The 16,387-nt window shown below is 55.4% G+C and carries 15 protein-coding genes and 3 tRNA genes; 10 read left to right on the top strand and 8 right to left on the bottom strand.

Annotated elements, in window-relative coordinates:
- Nucleotides 1-22 precede the first annotated feature (22 nt).
- Nucleotides 23-1,261, top strand: coding sequence for an MFS transporter (locus QZQ97_RS22025; RefSeq protein ID WP_311995167.1), 1,239 nt, complete (start codon nt 23-25; stop codon nt 1,259-1,261).
- Nucleotides 1,262-1,880: 619 nt separating this feature from the next.
- Here the strand turns inward: QZQ97_RS22025 and syd are convergent.
- On the bottom strand, nt 1,881-2,432 hold the full coding sequence (gene syd, locus QZQ97_RS22030) for a SecY-interacting protein (RefSeq protein ID WP_311995168.1): 552 nt from the start codon (nt 2,430-2,432) through the stop codon (nt 1,881-1,883).
- A 63-nt stretch (nt 2,433-2,495) separates the two neighbouring features.
- Here syd and queF point away from each other — a divergent pair, with 63 nt between their 5' ends.
- From queF to xni, 3 genes are all read left to right on the top strand, one after another.
- Complete coding sequence (gene queF / locus QZQ97_RS22035; protein WP_311995169.1) at nt 2,496-3,341, top strand: NADPH-dependent 7-cyano-7-deazaguanine reductase QueF; 846 nt, start codon at nt 2,496-2,498, stop codon at nt 3,339-3,341.
- 180 nt (nt 3,342-3,521) lie between these two features.
- A complete protein-coding gene (ppnN, locus tag QZQ97_RS22040) occupies nt 3,522-4,886 on the top strand; it encodes a nucleotide 5'-monophosphate nucleosidase PpnN (RefSeq protein ID WP_126528656.1) in 1,365 nt (454 codons plus the stop codon).
- A 192-nt stretch (nt 4,887-5,078) separates the two neighbouring features.
- Complete coding sequence (gene xni / locus QZQ97_RS22045) at nt 5,079-5,837, top strand: flap endonuclease Xni (RefSeq protein WP_311995170.1); 759 nt, start codon at nt 5,079-5,081, stop codon at nt 5,835-5,837.
- A 26-nt stretch (nt 5,838-5,863) separates the two neighbouring features.
- Here xni and rlmM read toward each other — a convergent pair whose 3' ends face one another.
- The 4 genes from rlmM to QZQ97_RS22065 form a co-directional block, all read right to left on the bottom strand.
- The gene (gene rlmM / locus QZQ97_RS22050; protein WP_311995171.1) at nt 5,864-6,967 is read right to left on the bottom strand and encodes a 23S rRNA (cytidine(2498)-2'-O)-methyltransferase RlmM; all 1,104 of its coding nucleotides are present in this window, start codon (nt 6,965-6,967) and stop codon (nt 5,864-5,866) included.
- The gene (locus QZQ97_RS22055; protein ID WP_212557528.1) at nt 6,960-7,355 is read right to left on the bottom strand and encodes a DUF423 domain-containing protein; all 396 of its coding nucleotides are present in this window, start codon (nt 7,353-7,355) and stop codon (nt 6,960-6,962) included. The genes rlmM and QZQ97_RS22055 overlap by 8 nt, the downstream gene beginning before the upstream one ends.
- Before the next feature lie 51 nt (nt 7,356-7,406).
- Complete coding sequence (locus QZQ97_RS22060) at nt 7,407-8,324, bottom strand: transcriptional regulator GcvA (RefSeq protein ID WP_006318703.1); 918 nt, start codon at nt 8,322-8,324, stop codon at nt 7,407-7,409.
- Nucleotides 8,325-8,716: 392 nt separating this feature from the next.
- Entirely contained in the window at nt 8,717-8,941 is a 225-nt protein-coding gene (locus QZQ97_RS22065) for a YgdI/YgdR family lipoprotein (RefSeq protein ID WP_004952250.1), read from the bottom strand.
- A gap of 195 nt (nt 8,942-9,136) precedes the next feature.
- Between QZQ97_RS22065 and csdA the strand changes: the two genes are divergently transcribed.
- Nucleotides 9,137-10,342, top strand: a complete 1,206-nt coding sequence (gene csdA, locus QZQ97_RS22070) for a cysteine desulfurase CsdA (RefSeq protein WP_311995279.1) — start codon at nt 9,137-9,139, stop codon at nt 10,340-10,342.
- An 18-nt stretch (nt 10,343-10,360) separates the two neighbouring features.
- Nucleotides 10,361-10,795, top strand: a complete 435-nt coding sequence (gene csdE, locus QZQ97_RS22075; protein ID WP_311995172.1) for a cysteine desulfurase sulfur acceptor subunit CsdE — start codon at nt 10,361-10,363, stop codon at nt 10,793-10,795.
- Here csdE and tcdA read toward each other — a convergent pair.
- Complete coding sequence (tcdA, locus tag QZQ97_RS22080; RefSeq protein WP_013814283.1) at nt 10,786-11,592, bottom strand: tRNA cyclic N6-threonylcarbamoyladenosine(37) synthase TcdA; 807 nt, start codon at nt 11,590-11,592, stop codon at nt 10,786-10,788. The genes csdE and tcdA overlap by 10 nt on opposite strands.
- Before the next feature lie 139 nt (nt 11,593-11,731).
- A complete protein-coding gene (mltA, locus tag QZQ97_RS22085) occupies nt 11,732-12,871 on the bottom strand; it encodes a murein transglycosylase A (RefSeq protein ID WP_311995173.1) in 1,140 nt (379 codons plus the stop codon).
- Nucleotides 12,872-13,085: 214 nt separating this feature from the next.
- Between mltA and QZQ97_RS22090 the strand changes: the two genes are divergently transcribed.
- The 3 genes from QZQ97_RS22090 to QZQ97_RS22100 all read left to right on the top strand — a co-directional run bounded on the left by QZQ97_RS22090 (nt 13,086) and on the right by QZQ97_RS22100 (nt 13,441).
- A tRNA-Met gene (locus QZQ97_RS22090) sits at nt 13,086-13,162 on the top strand.
- A gap of 61 nt (nt 13,163-13,223) precedes the next feature.
- Nucleotides 13,224-13,300: transfer RNA gene (locus tag QZQ97_RS22095), tRNA-Met, on the top strand.
- A 64-nt stretch (nt 13,301-13,364) separates the two neighbouring features.
- Nucleotides 13,365-13,441: transfer RNA gene (locus QZQ97_RS22100), tRNA-Met, on the top strand.
- Nucleotides 13,442-13,541: 100 nt separating this feature from the next.
- Here QZQ97_RS22100 and amiC read toward each other — a convergent pair.
- Nucleotides 13,542-14,792 carry an N-acetylmuramoyl-L-alanine amidase AmiC gene (gene amiC, locus QZQ97_RS22105; protein WP_006327563.1) on the bottom strand — a complete coding sequence of 417 codons (1,251 nt, stop codon included), beginning with the start codon at nt 14,790-14,792 and terminating at the stop codon, nt 13,542-13,544.
- A 240-nt stretch (nt 14,793-15,032) separates the two neighbouring features.
- Between amiC and argA the strand changes: the two genes are divergently transcribed.
- Nucleotides 15,033-16,358, top strand: coding sequence for an amino-acid N-acetyltransferase (gene argA, locus QZQ97_RS22110; RefSeq protein WP_006327565.1), 1,326 nt, complete (start codon nt 15,033-15,035; stop codon nt 16,356-16,358).
- Nucleotides 16,359-16,387: the final 29 nt, after the last annotated feature.

Raw genomic sequence — 16,387 nt, forward strand, 5'->3', positions numbered from 1 at the left:
ATAAACCGCAAAGATTAGACACATGCCTGCAATCACACCCATAAAAAATCATGCTACGCCCGGCAAAGCCATGCTGGCTTCGGTCACCGGCTACGCGATGGACGGCTTTGATCTGCTGATCCTCGGTTTTATGCTGCCGGCCATCAGCATCGAACTGGGGCTGAGCTCTTCCGCAGCCGGTTCACTGGTTACCTGGACGCTGATCGGCGCCGTATTGGGCGGCGTTATTTTCGGCCACCTCAGCGATCGCTTTGGCCGCATCCGGGTACTGACCATCACCATCCTGATGTTTTCCCTGTTTACCGGCTTGTGTGCTCTGGCGCAAGGCTACTGGGATTTGCTCGCCTATCGCACGCTGGCGGGGATCGGGCTGGGGGGAGAGTTCGGTATCGGCATGGCGCTGATAGCCGAAGCCTGGCCGGCGGAAAAACGCAACCGCGCCTCTGCCTATGTAGGCATGGGTTGGCAGCTTGGCGTACTGGCGGCGGCTTTCCTCACTCCGCTGTTGTTGACGCATATCGGCTGGCGCGGCATGTTTTTGGTTGGGTTGCTGCCGGCAATGGCGTCATTCCTGATCCGCCGCACGCTGGGTGAGCCGGAAGAGTTCGTGCGCCAGCAAAATAGCAGCCAGCAACTCTCCTTTACCCAGCGCGTAAAGCTGCTGTTTAAAGACCGAGCCACCAGCAAAGCCAGCATAGGCATTTTTATTCTGTGCTCAGTGCAGAACTTCGGGTATTACGGGCTGATGATTTGGATGCCGACCTATCTGGCAAAAAATTTCGGCTTTTCGCTGACCAAGTCTGGCCTGTGGACCGCGGTAACGGTACTCGGCATGACACTGGGCATCTGGCTGTTTGGCGTATTGGCCGATCGCTTCGCCCGCTGGAAGATATTTATTGTCTATCAGATTGGCGCAGTGGTCATGGTCGTGGTCTATGCGCAACTTAGCGACCCTATGTGGATGCTGTTTGCCGGCGCGCTCATGGGGTTATTCGTCAATGGCATGATTGGCGGCTACGGCGCGTTGATCTCCGATACCTATCCGGTCCAGGCGCGCGCTACCGCGCAAAATATTCTATTTAATCTCGGGCGTGGCGTAGGCGGGCTAGGGCCATTGGTGATTGGGGCATTGGTTACGCAGGTTTCCTTCACTGCTGCAATCAGCCTGCTGGCGGCGATATATCTATTGGATATTTATGCCACTTTGTTCCTGCTGCCGAAAAAGCAGAGCAATGGCGATACGCTGGGAGCGATTGGTTAACAACGCCGAAGAGTTCGAGATGGGTTAAGTATCCTTGATACTTAAGGTACAAACTGCCATAAAAAGTTGGGGGCACTGTGTTAACAGTGCCCCCGGTTCGTTTTATAGCTGTCCCGCTACACAGTGTGCTCCCTGCTCAATCCTTGAAAACTTTTCCTGTGGCCATCCTGACCCAACCATCCTTGCTCTGTCCTGCTGCATCATCCTGACGCGGTTCCTTAGTCTTCATGACCCGCCAACCATCCTGTGCCGGCTCTCAATCTCCATCCTGGAGGTGTCCCTGGTTTCAATCCTGAAACATCCTGGGCATCTCCTGACGCCGTCCTTCGCTCTTCACTGAGCGCGTCCATTTCTTCGTCCTGAAGCTGCATCATCCTGACGCTTTCCTGCTCCACCGTATCCGTTCCGGTAACCATAAGATCGCTTAATTATCCCGGCCTCACAAGGGGTTGACGCAGGGGTGACGGGAAATTAGCGCTAAGAGTTATCCTAAAGCAAATCTAACCAATTGATCTGGATAACAATAAACCTAACCGAAGCCGTCAGCTGGAAAAAATTAAAAGCGATCTCTCACAGCCCGTGTGAGAGATCTCGCACACGGACAATGCTCAATACGGCGTCAAACACTCAGTAGCGGGCGCAATGCATCGAGGAAATTCCCCAGCGAAGCCGCCAGTAAGGTACGTTTATCGCTGCCGAATTGTTCCAGCACGACATTGCCGCTGACGTTACACAGTGAGACCATAGTCATCTCTGATTCAGTGGTTGCCAGGAATAGCGTCGGCGACAGCTTCAGGCGTTTTTGCGTCACCAGATGGCCGATCAAATTCTCCTGCAAGCGAATAAAATCGTCTTCGCTCCACACTTGTAACAAGGTTATATCATGCTCACCAAACTGCGCTCTCATATCCCCCGCATACTGCTGGGTATAAAACAGGTCAATGTCTGGCTGCAACCGTAACTCGAGCGCGGCTTCCACCTTTTCCAGCGTCGTCGCCGGGGTGAACGGCTGCGGCAACCACAGCACTTCATCATCGCGGTTTTCTACAATGCAAGGTGACGGGACACCGTACAAGTCCTGACTCGCCGGCGCATGACCGCGCTCCTGCTGCCAAAGATCGACATAGCGCTGGGTGAATTCACGCAGAGCGTGCGGTACATCATGGTCCATATTTCTTCTCGCATACGGTAAACTGGAGGCCATTGTACCTATCTATCACCGAGGTGACAGCAGATGTCCTCCTATCAAGACCATCACGCCCTGTCGGAACTGACTCTGGGCAAACCTACCGCGTACCGCGATCGCTACGACGCTCAACTGCTGCAGGCGGTGCCGCGCAGCATGAACCGTGAACCGCTGGGTTTGTATCCGGACAGCCTGCCGTTCCACGGAGCCGATATCTGGACGCTGTATGAGCTCTCCTGGCTGAACGACAACGGCTTGCCGCAGGTCGCGGTGGGTGAAATCAGCCTCAACGCCAACAGCCTCAACCTGATTGAATCCAAAAGCTTCAAGCTTTATCTCAACAGCTTTAACCAGACCCCATTTACGGACTGGGAGACCGTGCGCAGCACGCTGCAACGCGATCTGTCCGTCTGTGCGCAGGGCGAAGTCAGCGTCACCTTGTTCAGCATCGATCAGGTGGAAGGCAGCCCGATTGCCCGGTTGGACGGAGAGTGCATCGATCATCAAGACATCCGTATCGATAACTATGAGTTCAACGCCGATTACCTGCTGAACGCCACCGGTCCCCGTCAGGTTGAAGAGCAGCTTGTCAGCCATCTGCTGAAGTCAAACTGCCTGATCACCAACCAACCCGACTGGGGATCGGTGCAAATCCAATATCGTGGCGCGCAAATCGATCGTGAAGCGCTACTGCGCTATCTGGTGTCCTTCCGTCATCACAATGAATTCCACGAACAGTGCGTCGAGCGCATCTTCAACGATCTGATGCGCTATTGCCGGCCAGAGAGCCTGTCGGTGTATGCCCGCTACACCCGCCGCGGCGGGCTGGACATCAATCCCTGGCGCAGCAACCTTGACTTTGTTCCGTCACATGGCCGTCTGGCGCGCCAATAGTGCGAAGCATTGCTCAACAACTAAGCTAACGAGCGGTTTGTATTGGTAAAAATCAGGGGACGGCGGTAAGGTTAAGAAAGGCTGCGGCCAGTAATTGACCGCAGTGCGCTAACAATAACGAGATGCTGTTCTGCTGCGTATGGATTACTACTGCCCCGTTTCAGGTGCAAAGGAGTTACCTTGATTACACACATCAGCCCGCTTGGCTCTATGGATTTGCTGTCGCAGCTGGAAGTAGACATGCTGAAGCGTACCGCCAGCAGCGATCTGTACCGTTTGTTCCGCAACTGTTCGCTGGCCGTGTTGAATTCCGGCAGTCAAACCGACAACAGCAAACAACTGCTTTCACGCTATGAAACTTTTGATATCAACGTTCTGCGCCGTGAGCGCGGGGTCAAACTCGAGCTGGTTAATCCGCCGGAAGACGCCTTTGTCGACGGCAGAATTATCCGTTCTCTGCAGGCCAACCTGTTCGCCGTGCTGCGCGATATCCTGTTCGTTCACGGCCAGATCGACAGCGCCGGCCGTTTCCAGCATCTGAACCTGGAAAATTCGGCCCACATCACCAACCTGGTATTCTCCATCCTGCGCAACGCCCGTGCGCTGCACCTCGATGAAGATCCGAATTTGGTGGTGTGCTGGGGCGGCCACTCCATCAATGAAAATGAATACCTGTACGCCCGTAAGGTCGGCAGCCAGCTTGGCCTGCGCGAGCTGAATATCTGCACCGGCTGTGGGCCGGGAGCGATGGAAGCGCCGATGAAAGGCGCCGCCGTGGGCCATGCGCAACAGCGCTACCGCAACAGCCGTTTTATCGGCATGACAGAGCCTTCGATCATCGCCGCCGAGCCGCCTAACCCGCTGGTCAATGAGCTGGTGATCATGCCGGACATCGAAAAACGTCTGGAAGCCTTTGTGCGCATCGCCCACGGCATCATCATCTTCCCGGGTGGCGTCGGCACGGCGGAAGAGCTGCTGTATCTGCTGGGTATTTTGATGAATCCGGAAAACAGCGAACAGGTCTTGCCGCTAATCCTCACCGGGCCGAAAGAGAGCGCAGATTACTTCCGCGTTCTGGACGAGTTCATCATGAATACCTTGGGTGACGAAGCGCGCCGTCATTACACCATCATCATCGACGATCCGGCCGAAGTGGCGCGGCAGATGAAAAAAGCCATGCCCCTGGTGAAAGAGAACCGTCGCAACACCGGCGATGCTTACAGTTTTAACTGGTCGATCCGCATCGCACCCGATCTGCAACTGCCGTTTGAGCCGAGCCACGAAAACATGGCGAATCTCAATCTGTATCCGAACCAACCGGCCGAACAACTGGCCGCTGCGCTGCGCCGCGCGTTTTCCGGCATTGTGGCCGGTAACGTGAAGGAAAATGGCATTCATGCCATCGAGCAATTCGGCCCGTACAAACTGCACGGCGAGCCGCAGATGATGAAACAAATGGACAGCCTGTTGCAGGGCTTTGTCGCCCAGCACCGCATGAAGCTACCGGGCAGCGCCTATGTGCCCTGCTATGAAATCGTAGCCTGATACCTCCGGGCGGCGTAAAAGCCGCCCTTCTTTTATCTGACTTTACTCCCCTCTGCTCTATGGATCTCAAGTTGCAGCAGGAGCACTCTATGCTGTGCCCGCATTGGTCGGGGCGAATATATACGCCCCCCTACGGAATCTGAGATGGGTACGTGAAGTCAGCAACGCTGCGGCTTGAAAGACGACGAGTAAATGCCTATACACCTACTGATTGTTGACGCCCTGAACTTAATTCGCCGCATCCATGCCGTGCAGGGGTCTCCCTGCGTGAATGCCTGCCAGCATGCATTGCAACAGTTGATCCAGCATAGCCGGCCAACGCACGCGGTGGCGGTATTCGACGAGGATGACCGCAGTGAAAGCTGGCGTCACCAAATTCTGCCCGACTACAAAGCCGGACGTTCGCCGATGCCGGAGAATTTACAGCTGGAAATGCCGCAGCTGCGGCAGGCATTCGAAGCGCTCGGCGTCGCCTGTTGGCATTCGCCAGGCAATGAGGCGGACGATCTGGCGGCAACGCTGACGGCAAAGGTCGCAGGCGGCGGCCATCAGGTGACGATAGTGTCTACCGACAAAGGCTATTGCCAACTGTTGGCGCCCAACGTGCAAATCCGCGATTACTTCCAGAAACGCTGGCTGGACATGCCTTTTGTGCAGCAGGAATTCGGAGTAGCACCACAGCAATTGGCGGATTACTGGGGGCTGGCGGGCATAAGCAGCAGTAAAATCCCTGGCGTGGCCGGCATCGGGCCGAAAACGGCGGTATTGTTATTACAACAGGCGGGTACGTTGGATGGACTGTATCAGGAGCTGGAGCAGGTGGCGGTAAAATGGCGCGGCAAATTGCAACAACACCGCGACATGGCTTACGTCAGTAAAAAGGTCGCCACGCTGCGCACCGATTTGACGTTAACCGGCAACCTGCAGCAGCTGCGGTTACCGGTTAGCTAAAGGCGCTGCAAGCAGCGCCCGGTCAATTATTCGCGTTCGTCGCGACGGCCCGGCACCGCCGACCACATGCGGCGCACATGTACCGTGACTTCTTCACGATCGTGATACAGCTGTTTGGCATGAATTTCTGAACTGATGCCAACCGCGTCCAACGCTTCCTTGATGCTCTGCAGATTCTGCGAAACCTCTTCGTAACGTTTTTTCATCGGCAGCTTCAGGTTGAAAATCGCCTCACGGCACCAACCTTTGACCAACCACTGGATCATCAAGCTGGTCACCTTGGCCGGTTTCTCCACCATGTCGCACACCAGCCAGTAAATCTTGCTGCTGCTTGGTTCGTATTTGAAACCGTCGGCGCGGTGATGCGTAACCTGCCCGGTATCCATCAGGCTCTGCGCCATCAGTCCGTTATCCACCGCATGCACCATCATGCTGCGTTGTACCAGTTGATAGGTCCAGCCACCTGGGCAAGCGCCCAGATCGACCGCGTGCATGCCACTGCTCAAACGTTCGTCCCACTCATCGGCGGGAATGAACACGTGGAACGCCTCTTCCAGTTTCAACGTAGAACGGCTCGGCGCGTCGGATGGGAACTTGAGGCGCGGAATCCCCATATAGAACGGCGAATTGTTATTGCTGAAGGAGTAACCGACATAACAGCAACCCGGTGCGATAAAGAACACGTGAACCACCGGACGGGTCGCGTTCTCGCGCGCCATCAGCACCTTTTGCTCGCGCATTGCGGCACGCAGCGGCACGGTCAGTTTGCGGCAGAACTTCATCAGCTCTTTGCTTTCGTTGGTATCCGGCACTTCCACTCGCAGCTCGCCGCCGCGGTCGACCACGCCAATCAACATGCCGACAATCGGTGACACACGATCTTCCGGCGGAAGGTCGCGCAGCAGCTCGCCAACCACCAGCATCTGGCGGGCAAAAATCAGTTCACGGAACGGGATTTCCCGCGCCAGGCGGTCGGCGTCATCCGGCTGATAGCACTCGAACAACACATAGCCGCTGTTATCTTTTACCCTGGCAAAACCAAAGACTTCCCGCTCAGCTGCCTTGGCGGTAATTTCCGCCGCACACTCTTTTTCAAAACCAGGGCGGCAATACAACGCAATCTTATTCATGGCGCTCGGCCTTTTTCCTCAGACGCAAAGCGCCAATCAACATCAATGCCCAACCGATCAGGAAGCACACGCCGCCAACCGGCGTGATATAAACCCAAACTTTCAGGTGTGACAGCGCCAGACAGTACAAACTGCCGCTGAACAGTACGGTGCCGAGCGCCAACAGCGCCCCGCTCCAATAAAACCACAGGCTGACGCGACGTTGCATCGCCACCGCCAGCACCAGGATCGCCAGGGTATGGAACCCTTGATAATCCAACCCGGTGCGGATCCAGGCCATCTCGTTAGCGCCCAGGGTGCCGCTTAATACATGCGCGCCAAACGCGCCCAGGGCAACAAATACAAAGCCGCTGATAGCAGCAAAAATCAGCATTGAGCGACTGCTCATCGTTATTTACCTTATTGAAGAAAACCGGCTGCGGCAGAGCGGCGGCCAGCCTTATTGTTCATAGCGAAAGCGGAATTTTTCCTGCTCGCTGGCTGCCCGAGCCAGGATCCACTGACGAAAGGCGGCTATTTTACCCAGTTCTGCCTGGCTGTCATGGCATACCAGATAAAAAGCGTTTTTACTGACCAGCACATCGTTAAACGGGCAAACCAGCCGCCCGGCTTCGATTTCGGTCTGCGCCATCACGTTGTTCACCAGTGCGACTCCCTGACCATGAACCGCAGCCTGAACCACCATTGCGCTGTGGCTGAAAATCGGCCCCTGTTGCACATTAATGTGCTGCAATCCCAACTGACGCGTATAGGCCAGCCAATCGCGGCGTGAAGTATCATGCAGTAGCGTGTGATAAGCCAGATCGTCCGTCACTTTTAACGCATGTTCCCCGGTCAGCAGGCTGGGTGAACATACCGGCAACAGATATTCCGCATATAAACGTTCGGCGCGCACGCCTGGCCAGTTGCCGCGGCCATAGAAAATCGCCACATCGACATCATCCGCCAGCTTCTCTTCCTCACGGTCCACCGCCTGGATACGCACGTCGATCCCCGGATAAGCTGAGTTAAAGCCAGAGAGCCGCGGCACCAGCCACTGAATGGCGAAACTCGGGGGCAAACTGACGGTTAATGCCCCCTTGGCACTACGCGCCTGCAACTTGCGGGTAGCCTCGGTGATCGAAGAGAAGATTTCCTTGATATCCAGGTAATAACTTTGCCCTTCTTCCGTCAGCAGCAGCGAACGATTGCGCCGCCGAAACAGCTTCAGGCCGAGGAAGTCCTCCAGCGACTTGATCTGATGGCTCACGGCAGCCTGGGTAACGAACAACTCTTCTGCCGCTTTGGTGAAACTCAGGTGGCGAGCAGCCGCATCGAAGACCCGCAGCGCATTGAGAGGTGGTAAGCGTTTAGACATTTATTAGCTACTTTTGTGTAACAATATTCCGAATGATTCGGCATAAAAAATCAGGCGGCGTTGTGTACCAAGTTGCAGGTCCACGACAGCAAACCGCTATCATTAGTTTTTTTAATCCGAGCCATTATAAATTGTCCGTTGAGCATGCGCCAGCAAATACCTATAGTGGCGGCACTTCCCGGGCCGGAACGAAAAGGGAGTGGGTGTCGAGGACGCCGATGAACTTTTGGCTTGTGGTTGTGATGTTGTGTTTGCAAATTGTCTGGCAATCCAGACATGGTAGCTAAGCTACTGTTTTTTCACTTCCTGTACATTTACCCTGTCTGTCCATAGTGATTTTATGCAGCACCGCAATATTTGCGGTGCTTTTTTTTGCCCGTTTTTTGACGACGTTACTGGTTGCTTTCAACCATCTCTTTCACGTCTGAACGGTTGATCTGCTGTTCAACGCCGTTGGCGTCTTTATAGCTGATCATGCCAGTGTCGTTATCCACCTTTGGTTTTCCGTCAGCGACAATGGTGCGTCCATCATTGGTATGCATTACGTAATTGCTGGAACATGCGGCCAGGGTAAACGTTAGCATCAGAGCAGAAATAACTGCGGCTGTTTTTTTCATTGCGGACTCCTTGTAGATAAAAATGCTGTAAAAAACCTTTTATGTTATTTAACGCCATTACTTGGTAGGCACTTAATAGCATAACAAACTTATCAGGGATTTCCAGGCGATAAGTCCTAATGGACGGGAGAACTTGTCTCCGACGAAAAAATAGGACAGGATCACCCATTGACTCAAGCCAGTGACAATCAGGGTATGACACCTTTTAATCCCACCGATTTTCGTAATCAGTTTCCTGCCCTGCAACAGGCGGGAATTTATCTCGACAGCGCCGCAACCGCGTTGAAACCGCTGGCGGTTATCGCGGCAACGCAGCAGTTTTACCGTGACGATGCCGCCACTGTACATCGCAGCCAGCATCGCGCAGCGCAGGACTTGACCACCCGCTTCGAGCAGGCGCGGCAGCAGGTCGCTACGCTGATCAATGCCCCCACGGCCGCTGACATTATTTGGGCCCGCGGCACCACCGAGGCAATCAATCTGGTGGCGCAAAGCTATGCTCGCCCCCGACTGCAACCGGGTGATGAAATCCTGGTGAGCGAAGCCGAACACCACGCCAACCTGATCCCTTGGTTAATGGTGGCGGAACAAACTGGTGCGCGGGTGGTAAAATTGCCGCTTGGCGCCGATCGCCTGCCTGACCTGGCGCAGCTACCCAGGCTGCTCAACGATAAAACCCGGCTGTTGGCGCTGGGGCAAATGTCCAACGTCACCGGCGGTTGCCCGGATCTGACGCAAGCCATCACTCTGGCCCACGGCGTCGGCGCGCGCGTGATGATCGACGGGGCACAGGGCATAGTGCACTGCCCGGCCGACGTTCAACGGCTTGATATTGATTTTTACGCCTTCTCCGGTCACAAACTGTATGGCCCGACCGGCATCGGCGCGCTATACGGAAAAAGCGAATTACTGACACAGATGGCACCTTGGCAAGGCGGCGGTAAAATGCTGACTCAGGCGTCATTCGAGGGCTTTACACCGCAAAAACCGCCGCACTGCTTTGAGGCCGGCACGCCAAATATCGCCGGCGTGCTGGGGCTGGCTGCCGCACTGGAATGGCTGAGCACTCAGGATATGGCAGGCGCCGAGCGCTACAGCCGTGGCCTGGCCGATCTGGCCGAGCAACGGCTGGCACAGTTGCCGGGCTTTCGCAGCTTCCGCTGCTCCGGTTCCAGCCTGCTGGCGTTTGATATTGTCGGCATTCATCACAGTGATATCGTCACCCTATTGGCAGAGCAAGGCATCGCGCTGCGTGCCGGCCAGCACTGTGCCCAGCCGCTGATGGCGGCGTTGGGCGTCAACGGTACACTGCGTGCGTCATTCGCGCCTTACAACACCACGGAAGACGTTGAAAACCTGGTGACAGCGCTGATCAACGCCATCGATCTGCTGGCAGACTAAATTAACTTCGGAGACGCTATGCTTGCCCCACATCCCTTTGGCCGCGAAATTACCGCCGAGGCGCTGATCGTAAAATTTACCGCGCTGAAGCAGTGGGAAGATCGCTATCGCCAACTGATTATGCTGGCGAAACAGTTGCCGCCGCTGCCGGAGCCGTTACGCACGGCAGAGATGGAGCTCAGCGGCTGTGAGAACCGCGTCTGGCTGGGGCATCAATTATTGGCTGACGGCACGCTGCATTTTTATGGCGACAGCGAGGGCCGCATTGTACGCGGCCTGCTGGCGGTAGTGCTGACGGCTGTAGAAGGTAAAACGCCGCAGCAAATTGCGGCAATGGATCCGCTGGCGCTGTTTGAGCAACTGGCGCTGCGCGCCCAGCTCAGCGCCACCCGCGCCAGCGGGCTGGAAGCGCTGGCCGCCGGGGTGAAAGCGATCGCCGCTCGTTACGCCTGACGCGCGGCTTTCGCCACCATTTTCTTCAAGGCGTGGGACACGGCGACAAAGCCGAAGGTAGCGGTAACCATGGTCGCCGCACCGAATCCCGCGCTGCAATCCATTCTTTTTGGCCCTTCCGCGGTGCTGCGTGATGCGCAAACCGTGCCGTCCGGCTGCGGGTACACCAGCGGTTCGCTGGAAAACACGCAATCGATGCCGAGCTTGCCCTTACTGTTCTTCACCACGTTGAAATCATTCTTCAATCGCTCGCGCAGCTTGGCCGCCAGCGGATCCTGAATGGTCTTCGCCAGATCGGCTACCGCTATCTGCGTCGGGTCTATTTGCCCGCCGGCGCCGCCGGTAGTGACCACCGGGATCTTGTAACGACGGCAATAAGCCAGCAGCGCAGCCTTAGGCCGTACGCTATCGATCGCGTCGATCACGTAGCTAAAATTGTTGTTCAGCAGCTCTGCCACGTTGTCCGCAGTTATAAAATCGTCAATACAGGTTACCCGGCATTCAGGGTTGATCGCCAGAATGCGCTCCGCCATCACTTCTGTCTTTGACTGGCCAACATGCTGGCGCAACGCATGGATCTGTCGGTTGGTGTTGGTGACGCAGACATCGTCCATATCGATCAGCGTAATGGCGCCGATACCGGTGCGCGCCAGAGCCTCGGCCGCCCAGGAACCCACGCCGCCGATGCCAATCACACAAACGTGCGCCTGGGCAAACAGCGCCAGCGCCTGCTGACCATACAAACGCGCCGTACCGCCAAAACGCTGCAGATAGGCTTCAGAATAGGCTGTGCTCATAACGCTTTACTTACCTTAACAATGCAAATGATAAGGGCCGGAAGATCCGGCCCTTGCGGGTCAATATCGGTATACCCTTCACTTTTCAAGACACAGCCAGGCGACCAGCTTGAAATTCATAGGGTATAACTTATTGTCGTCAGCGGGTGACCAGCAACGAACCGCCGTTGGAAGAGGTCTGGCTGGTAAACAGTGGCGTGCCGGTGTTACCGCCTTTCAGCACCCAAACTCGGCCGTAATGGTTGTAATACCCCGCCGAGTGACCGGCGTCCGGCCCGATGCCCTGGTACATATCGAAGTGCTGGCCTTTGATCGCGCCGCCCACGTCCAGAGCTACCATCAGGCGCATCTCATATTTTCCCGTGAATTTACCCTTGTTGTCCAGCAGAGGCACTTCTGCCAGCAGCGTGGTGCCTGCCGGGATCAGTGAACGGTCGGAAGCTACCGAAGCTTTGGCAATCAAAGGTACCGCACTGGCGCCACGTACCGGCGCAAAAGCCTCCGGACGGAAGAACACAAAGGAAGGGTTCTGCTCCAGCAACTCACGCACTTCTGCAGCGCTGTGGGTATCGGCCCACTGGCGAATCGCCTGCATCGACATATCCACCTTGGCCACTTCGCCGCGATCGATCAGGACTTTACCGATGCTGCGATAAGCGTGGCCGTTCTTGCCGCCGTAGCCGAAGAACACCAGCGGCTGGCCATTGCCGTAATCCACATAGCCGCTGCCCTGAACTTCCATCATAAAGTTGTCCATCAGCGAATTGGTGTAAGCGACAATATAACGGTCATCCAGCGCGCCTGAGTAAATGCCTGCGCGATCCGGCAGACGGCCTCTGCCTTTTGGCGGCATACGGTACAGCGGGTAGCGGAACTCACCCTGCTGGGTATAGCGCGCCTGCACGACCGGCGTATAGTAGCCGGTGAACTGCACGTTACCGTAGTTGTCCACGCCTTCCATCTGATAGGCGCTGAGACCGTATTGGTTCAGTTGACGGGTATCGGCACCGGCGGCCATCCAGCTTTGCACTGCCTGAAAGGTGCTATTGTTGCGATTAAACAGTGCGGGAGAAGCGTTTCTAATCTCCATCAGCTGATTCGAGTAATCCCTGGCGTTAACCGGCACGCCTTTGGCGTTGGGTTGATTCACCAACTCCAGCGACTGCTCCAGATGGCCATCCTTATATTGCTGTCCCCGGTCGGTCGGCTTTGACGAACAGCCTGCCAATACCGCTACCATCAACCCGCCCAGCAGGTATTTGCCCCAACGTCCTTTCATCGCGCACACTCTCAAACAGATATGATCTACCGGCGAACGATAACAAACACCCATAGATAAGGGAATCGCCGCAAATAAAAAAACCCGCACGGCGGATAACGATGAAAAAGAACGCAAATTGCGGACTAATTCAGCATAAAGATGGCTTTAACCCAATTAATTGCAAAAAGGGTTGCAACAAAATGCACGGAGAGTATAGTGCGCTTCCATCGGACGCGGGGTGGAGCAGCCTGGTAGCTCGTCGGGCTCATAACCCGAAGGTCGTCGGTTCAAATCCGGCCTCCGCAACCAACCGATACTGCATCAGCGGTATCACGTAAAGGTTGGGATTCGATGAAAAGTATTATACGGACGCGGGGTGGAGCAGCCTGGTAGCTCGTCGGGCTCATAACCCGAAGGTCGTCGGTTCAAATCCGGCCCCCGCAACCAACCGATACTGTACCAGCGGTATCACATGAATGTTGGGTTTCGATAATACAAGCATTAAGACGGACGCGGGGTGGAGCAGCCTGGTAGCTCGTCGGGCTCATAACCCGAAGGTCGTCGGTTCAAATCCGGCCTCCGCAACCAATCTTAATGACTACAGATAAGCACCTTAACGGGTGTTTTTTTGTATCTGAAATCTGCCAAACCCTGGCCGGGTGTCCACCCAGCCGTATCTGCTTAAACCTTATCCGCGCGCCGCCGCGCCGCCGTTGGCGAAATACGCCTTGATACCCGCCAGAATGGATTCCGCCACCTGCTGTTGGAAATGGCTGGTACGGAGTTTGCGCTCTTCTTCTATATTACTGATAAATGCCGTTTCAACCAGGATCGAGGGAATATCCGGGGCTTTTAATACCGCAAAACCGGCCTGATCGACGCGATTCTTGTGCAAACGGTTAATTTTGCCCATTCGGTTCAGCACTTCCTTGCCGAACTTCAGGCTATCGTTGATGGTTGCGGTTTGTATCAGATCAAACATGGTGTGATCCAGATAGCGATCGCCGCTTTTGCTTACGCCACCGATTTGGTCCGATTCGTTCTGAGTTTGCGCCAGGAATTTCGCCGCCGAACTGGTGGCGCCCTTGGTCGATAGCGCAAATACCGAAGATCCGCGCGCGGCCTGGCTGGTAAAGGCATCGGCATGGATAGAAACGAACAGATCGGCACGCTGCTTGCGCGCCTTCGCCACCCTCACCTTCAGCGGAATGAATACATCTTCATTGCGCGTCATGAACACTTTCATATTCGGCTCGCGCTTGATTAACGCGCTCAGTTTGCGGGCAATCTGCAACACGATGTCTTTCTCGCGCGTTTTGAATTTGCCAATCGCCCCCGGATCCTCGCCGCCGTGGCCGGGATCCAGCATGATGACAATCGGACGATCGCGCCCCGCCTTGCCGGCCTGCGGTGCCTCCGCCGGCAAAGTGCGCTCGAGATCGCCCTTGTTGTAATCTTCCAGTAATGCCAATAGCGGATCATAGTCTTCGCCAGTGCCGCCCTTGCTGGGGTACAGATCCATCACCAGACGGTTGCGATATTCCGGTACCGGCGGCAGAGTAAACATATGAGGGCTGACGCTTTGCTTAAGTTCCAACACCAGCCGAACGGTGTTTTGATCAAACTGACCGACCCGCGCCTGTTTCAAATAGGGATCGTCAGCGCGAACCTGGCCGACAATGCCCTTCAATACGCTATTGAGATGCACCCCTTCGATATCCACCACCACGCGATCGGGATTGGTCAGCGCAAACTGTTTGTATTTCAGTTCGGTGTTTGATTCGAGTGTCACGCGGGTATAAGTAGAAGAAGGCCAGACACGTACGGCAATCACGTGCGATGATGCGGCGAAGCCTATGCGACTCACACTCAGCAACCAACTTGCGGCAACCCCCTGCAATAGACGACGGCGGCCCAGATTGTGATTTGAGTTTGGCATGCGACTCCAGCAGTGATAACAGGTTAAAACAGATGAAAAAAACGCCGATAAAACGGGAATGGGAAAAACTTTAACGAATCCTCCCGGCGCTGTCATCAGAAAATCTTTCCAAGGTTTTTCAATTTATTAACCAATTAGCCTCTTCCGCAAATAAATACAGACAATTTCCCTCTTGCCATCGGCGCAATAAAAGAATAAAAATACAAAAATATCGTATAAATATGCAAAAGAGGTTTTGCCGTGAAGGAACGTAGTACCGAGCTTGTTCAAGGATTCCGTCACTCAGTTCCCTATATCAACGCCCACCGCGGCAAGACGTTTGTCGTCATGCTTGGGGGAGAAGCCATAGAGCATGAGAATTTTTCCAACATCGTCAACGATATCGGGCTGCTGCATAGCCTGGGGATTCGTTTGGTGGTGGTCTATGGCGCACGGCCGCAGATCGACAGCAATCTGGCGCAACATAACTACGAACCTATTTATCACAAGCATACCCGGGTCACCGACGCCCATACGCTTGAGCTGGTTAAACAGGCGGCGGGCCTGCTGCAACTCGACATCACCGCACGGCTGTCAATGAGCCTCAACAATACGCCGCTGCAGGGTGCACACATCAACGTGGTCAGCGGCAACTTTATCATTGCCCAGCCGTTAGGGATTGATGACGGCGTGGATTACTGCCACAGCGGCCGTATTCGCCGTATTGATGAAGAAGCGATCCACCGTCAACTCGACAGTAATGCCATCGTACTGATCGGCCCGGTTGCCGTTTCCGTTACCGGCGAAAGTTTTAACCTGACCTCAGAAGAAGTGGCGACCCAGTTGGCCATCAAGCTGAAGGCGGAAAAAATGATCGGCTTCTGCTCGTCGCAGGGCGTCACCGATCAGGAAGGCAATATCATTTCCGAACTGTTCCCCAATGACGCGCAAAAACGTATCGAAGAACGCGAAGCCAGCGGCGATTACCATTCCGGCACCGTACGTTTCCTGCGCGGTGCGGTGAAGGCCTGCCGCAGCGGCGTGCGCCGCAGCCACCTGATCAGCTATCAGGAAGACGGAGCGCTGGTGCAAGAGCTGTTCTCACGCGACGGTATCGGCACCCAGATCGTCATGGAGAGCGCCGAACAGGTGCGCCGGGCGACCATTAACGATATCGGCGGCATTCTGGAACTGATCCGCCCACTGGAGCAACAGGGTATTCTGGTGCGCCGCTCCCGTGAACAATTGGAAATGGAGATCGACAAATTCACTATTATTGAGCGCGATAACCTGACCATCGCCTGTGCGGCGCTGTATCCGTTCCTGGAAGAGAAAATCGGCGAGATGGCCTGCGTGGCGGTACACCCGGACTACCGCAGTTCATCACGCGGTGAAATGCTGCTGCAACGGGTGGAAAGCCAGGCGCGCCAGATGGGTTTGCAAAAGCTTTTCGTGCTGACCACTCGCAGTATCCACTGGTTCCAGGAGCGTGGTTTCACTCCGGCGGAAGTGGACGTGCTGCCGATGCAAAAACAGGCGCTGTACAACTACCAACGCCGTTCGAAGATTTTGCTGGCGGACTTGTAATCCTCTGCGGGCGCAGCCCCTAGCCTTTC

It is taken from the genome of Serratia sp. root2 (assembly GCF_031931805.1).
Taxonomy (GTDB): Bacteria; Pseudomonadota; Gammaproteobacteria; order Enterobacterales; family Enterobacteriaceae; genus Serratia; species Serratia inhibens.

Coding starts and splice junctions, on each gene's coding strand:
- QZQ97_RS22025 (WP_311995167.1), top strand. CDS start 23: ATGCCTGCAATCACACCCATAAAAAATCATGCTACGCCCGGCAAAGCC.
- syd (WP_311995168.1), bottom strand. CDS start 2,432: ATGGACCATGATGTACCGCACGCTCTGCGTGAATTCACCCAGCGCTAT.
- queF (WP_311995169.1), top strand. CDS start 2,496: ATGTCCTCCTATCAAGACCATCACGCCCTGTCGGAACTGACTCTGGGC.
- xni (WP_311995170.1), top strand. CDS start 5,079: ATGCCTATACACCTACTGATTGTTGACGCCCTGAACTTAATTCGCCGC.
- rlmM (WP_311995171.1), bottom strand. CDS start 6,967: ATGAATAAGATTGCGTTGTATTGCCGCCCTGGTTTTGAAAAAGAGTGT.
- QZQ97_RS22055 (WP_212557528.1), bottom strand. CDS start 7,355: ATGAGCAGTCGCTCAATGCTGATTTTTGCTGCTATCAGCGGCTTTGTA.
- QZQ97_RS22060 (WP_006318703.1), bottom strand. CDS start 8,324: ATGTCTAAACGCTTACCACCTCTCAATGCGCTGCGGGTCTTCGATGCG.
- QZQ97_RS22065 (WP_004952250.1), bottom strand. CDS start 8,941: ATGAAAAAAACAGCCGCAGTTATTTCTGCTCTGATGCTAACGTTTACC.
- csdA (WP_311995279.1), top strand. CDS start 9,137: ATGACACCTTTTAATCCCACCGATTTTCGTAATCAGTTTCCTGCCCTG.
- csdE (WP_311995172.1), top strand. CDS start 10,361: ATGCTTGCCCCACATCCCTTTGGCCGCGAAATTACCGCCGAGGCGCTG.
- tcdA (WP_013814283.1), bottom strand. CDS start 11,592: ATGAGCACAGCCTATTCTGAAGCCTATCTGCAGCGTTTTGGCGGTACG.
- mltA (WP_311995173.1), bottom strand. CDS start 12,871: ATGAAAGGACGTTGGGGCAAATACCTGCTGGGCGGGTTGATGGTAGCG.
- amiC (WP_006327563.1), bottom strand. CDS start 14,792: ATGCCAAACTCAAATCACAATCTGGGCCGCCGTCGTCTATTGCAGGGG.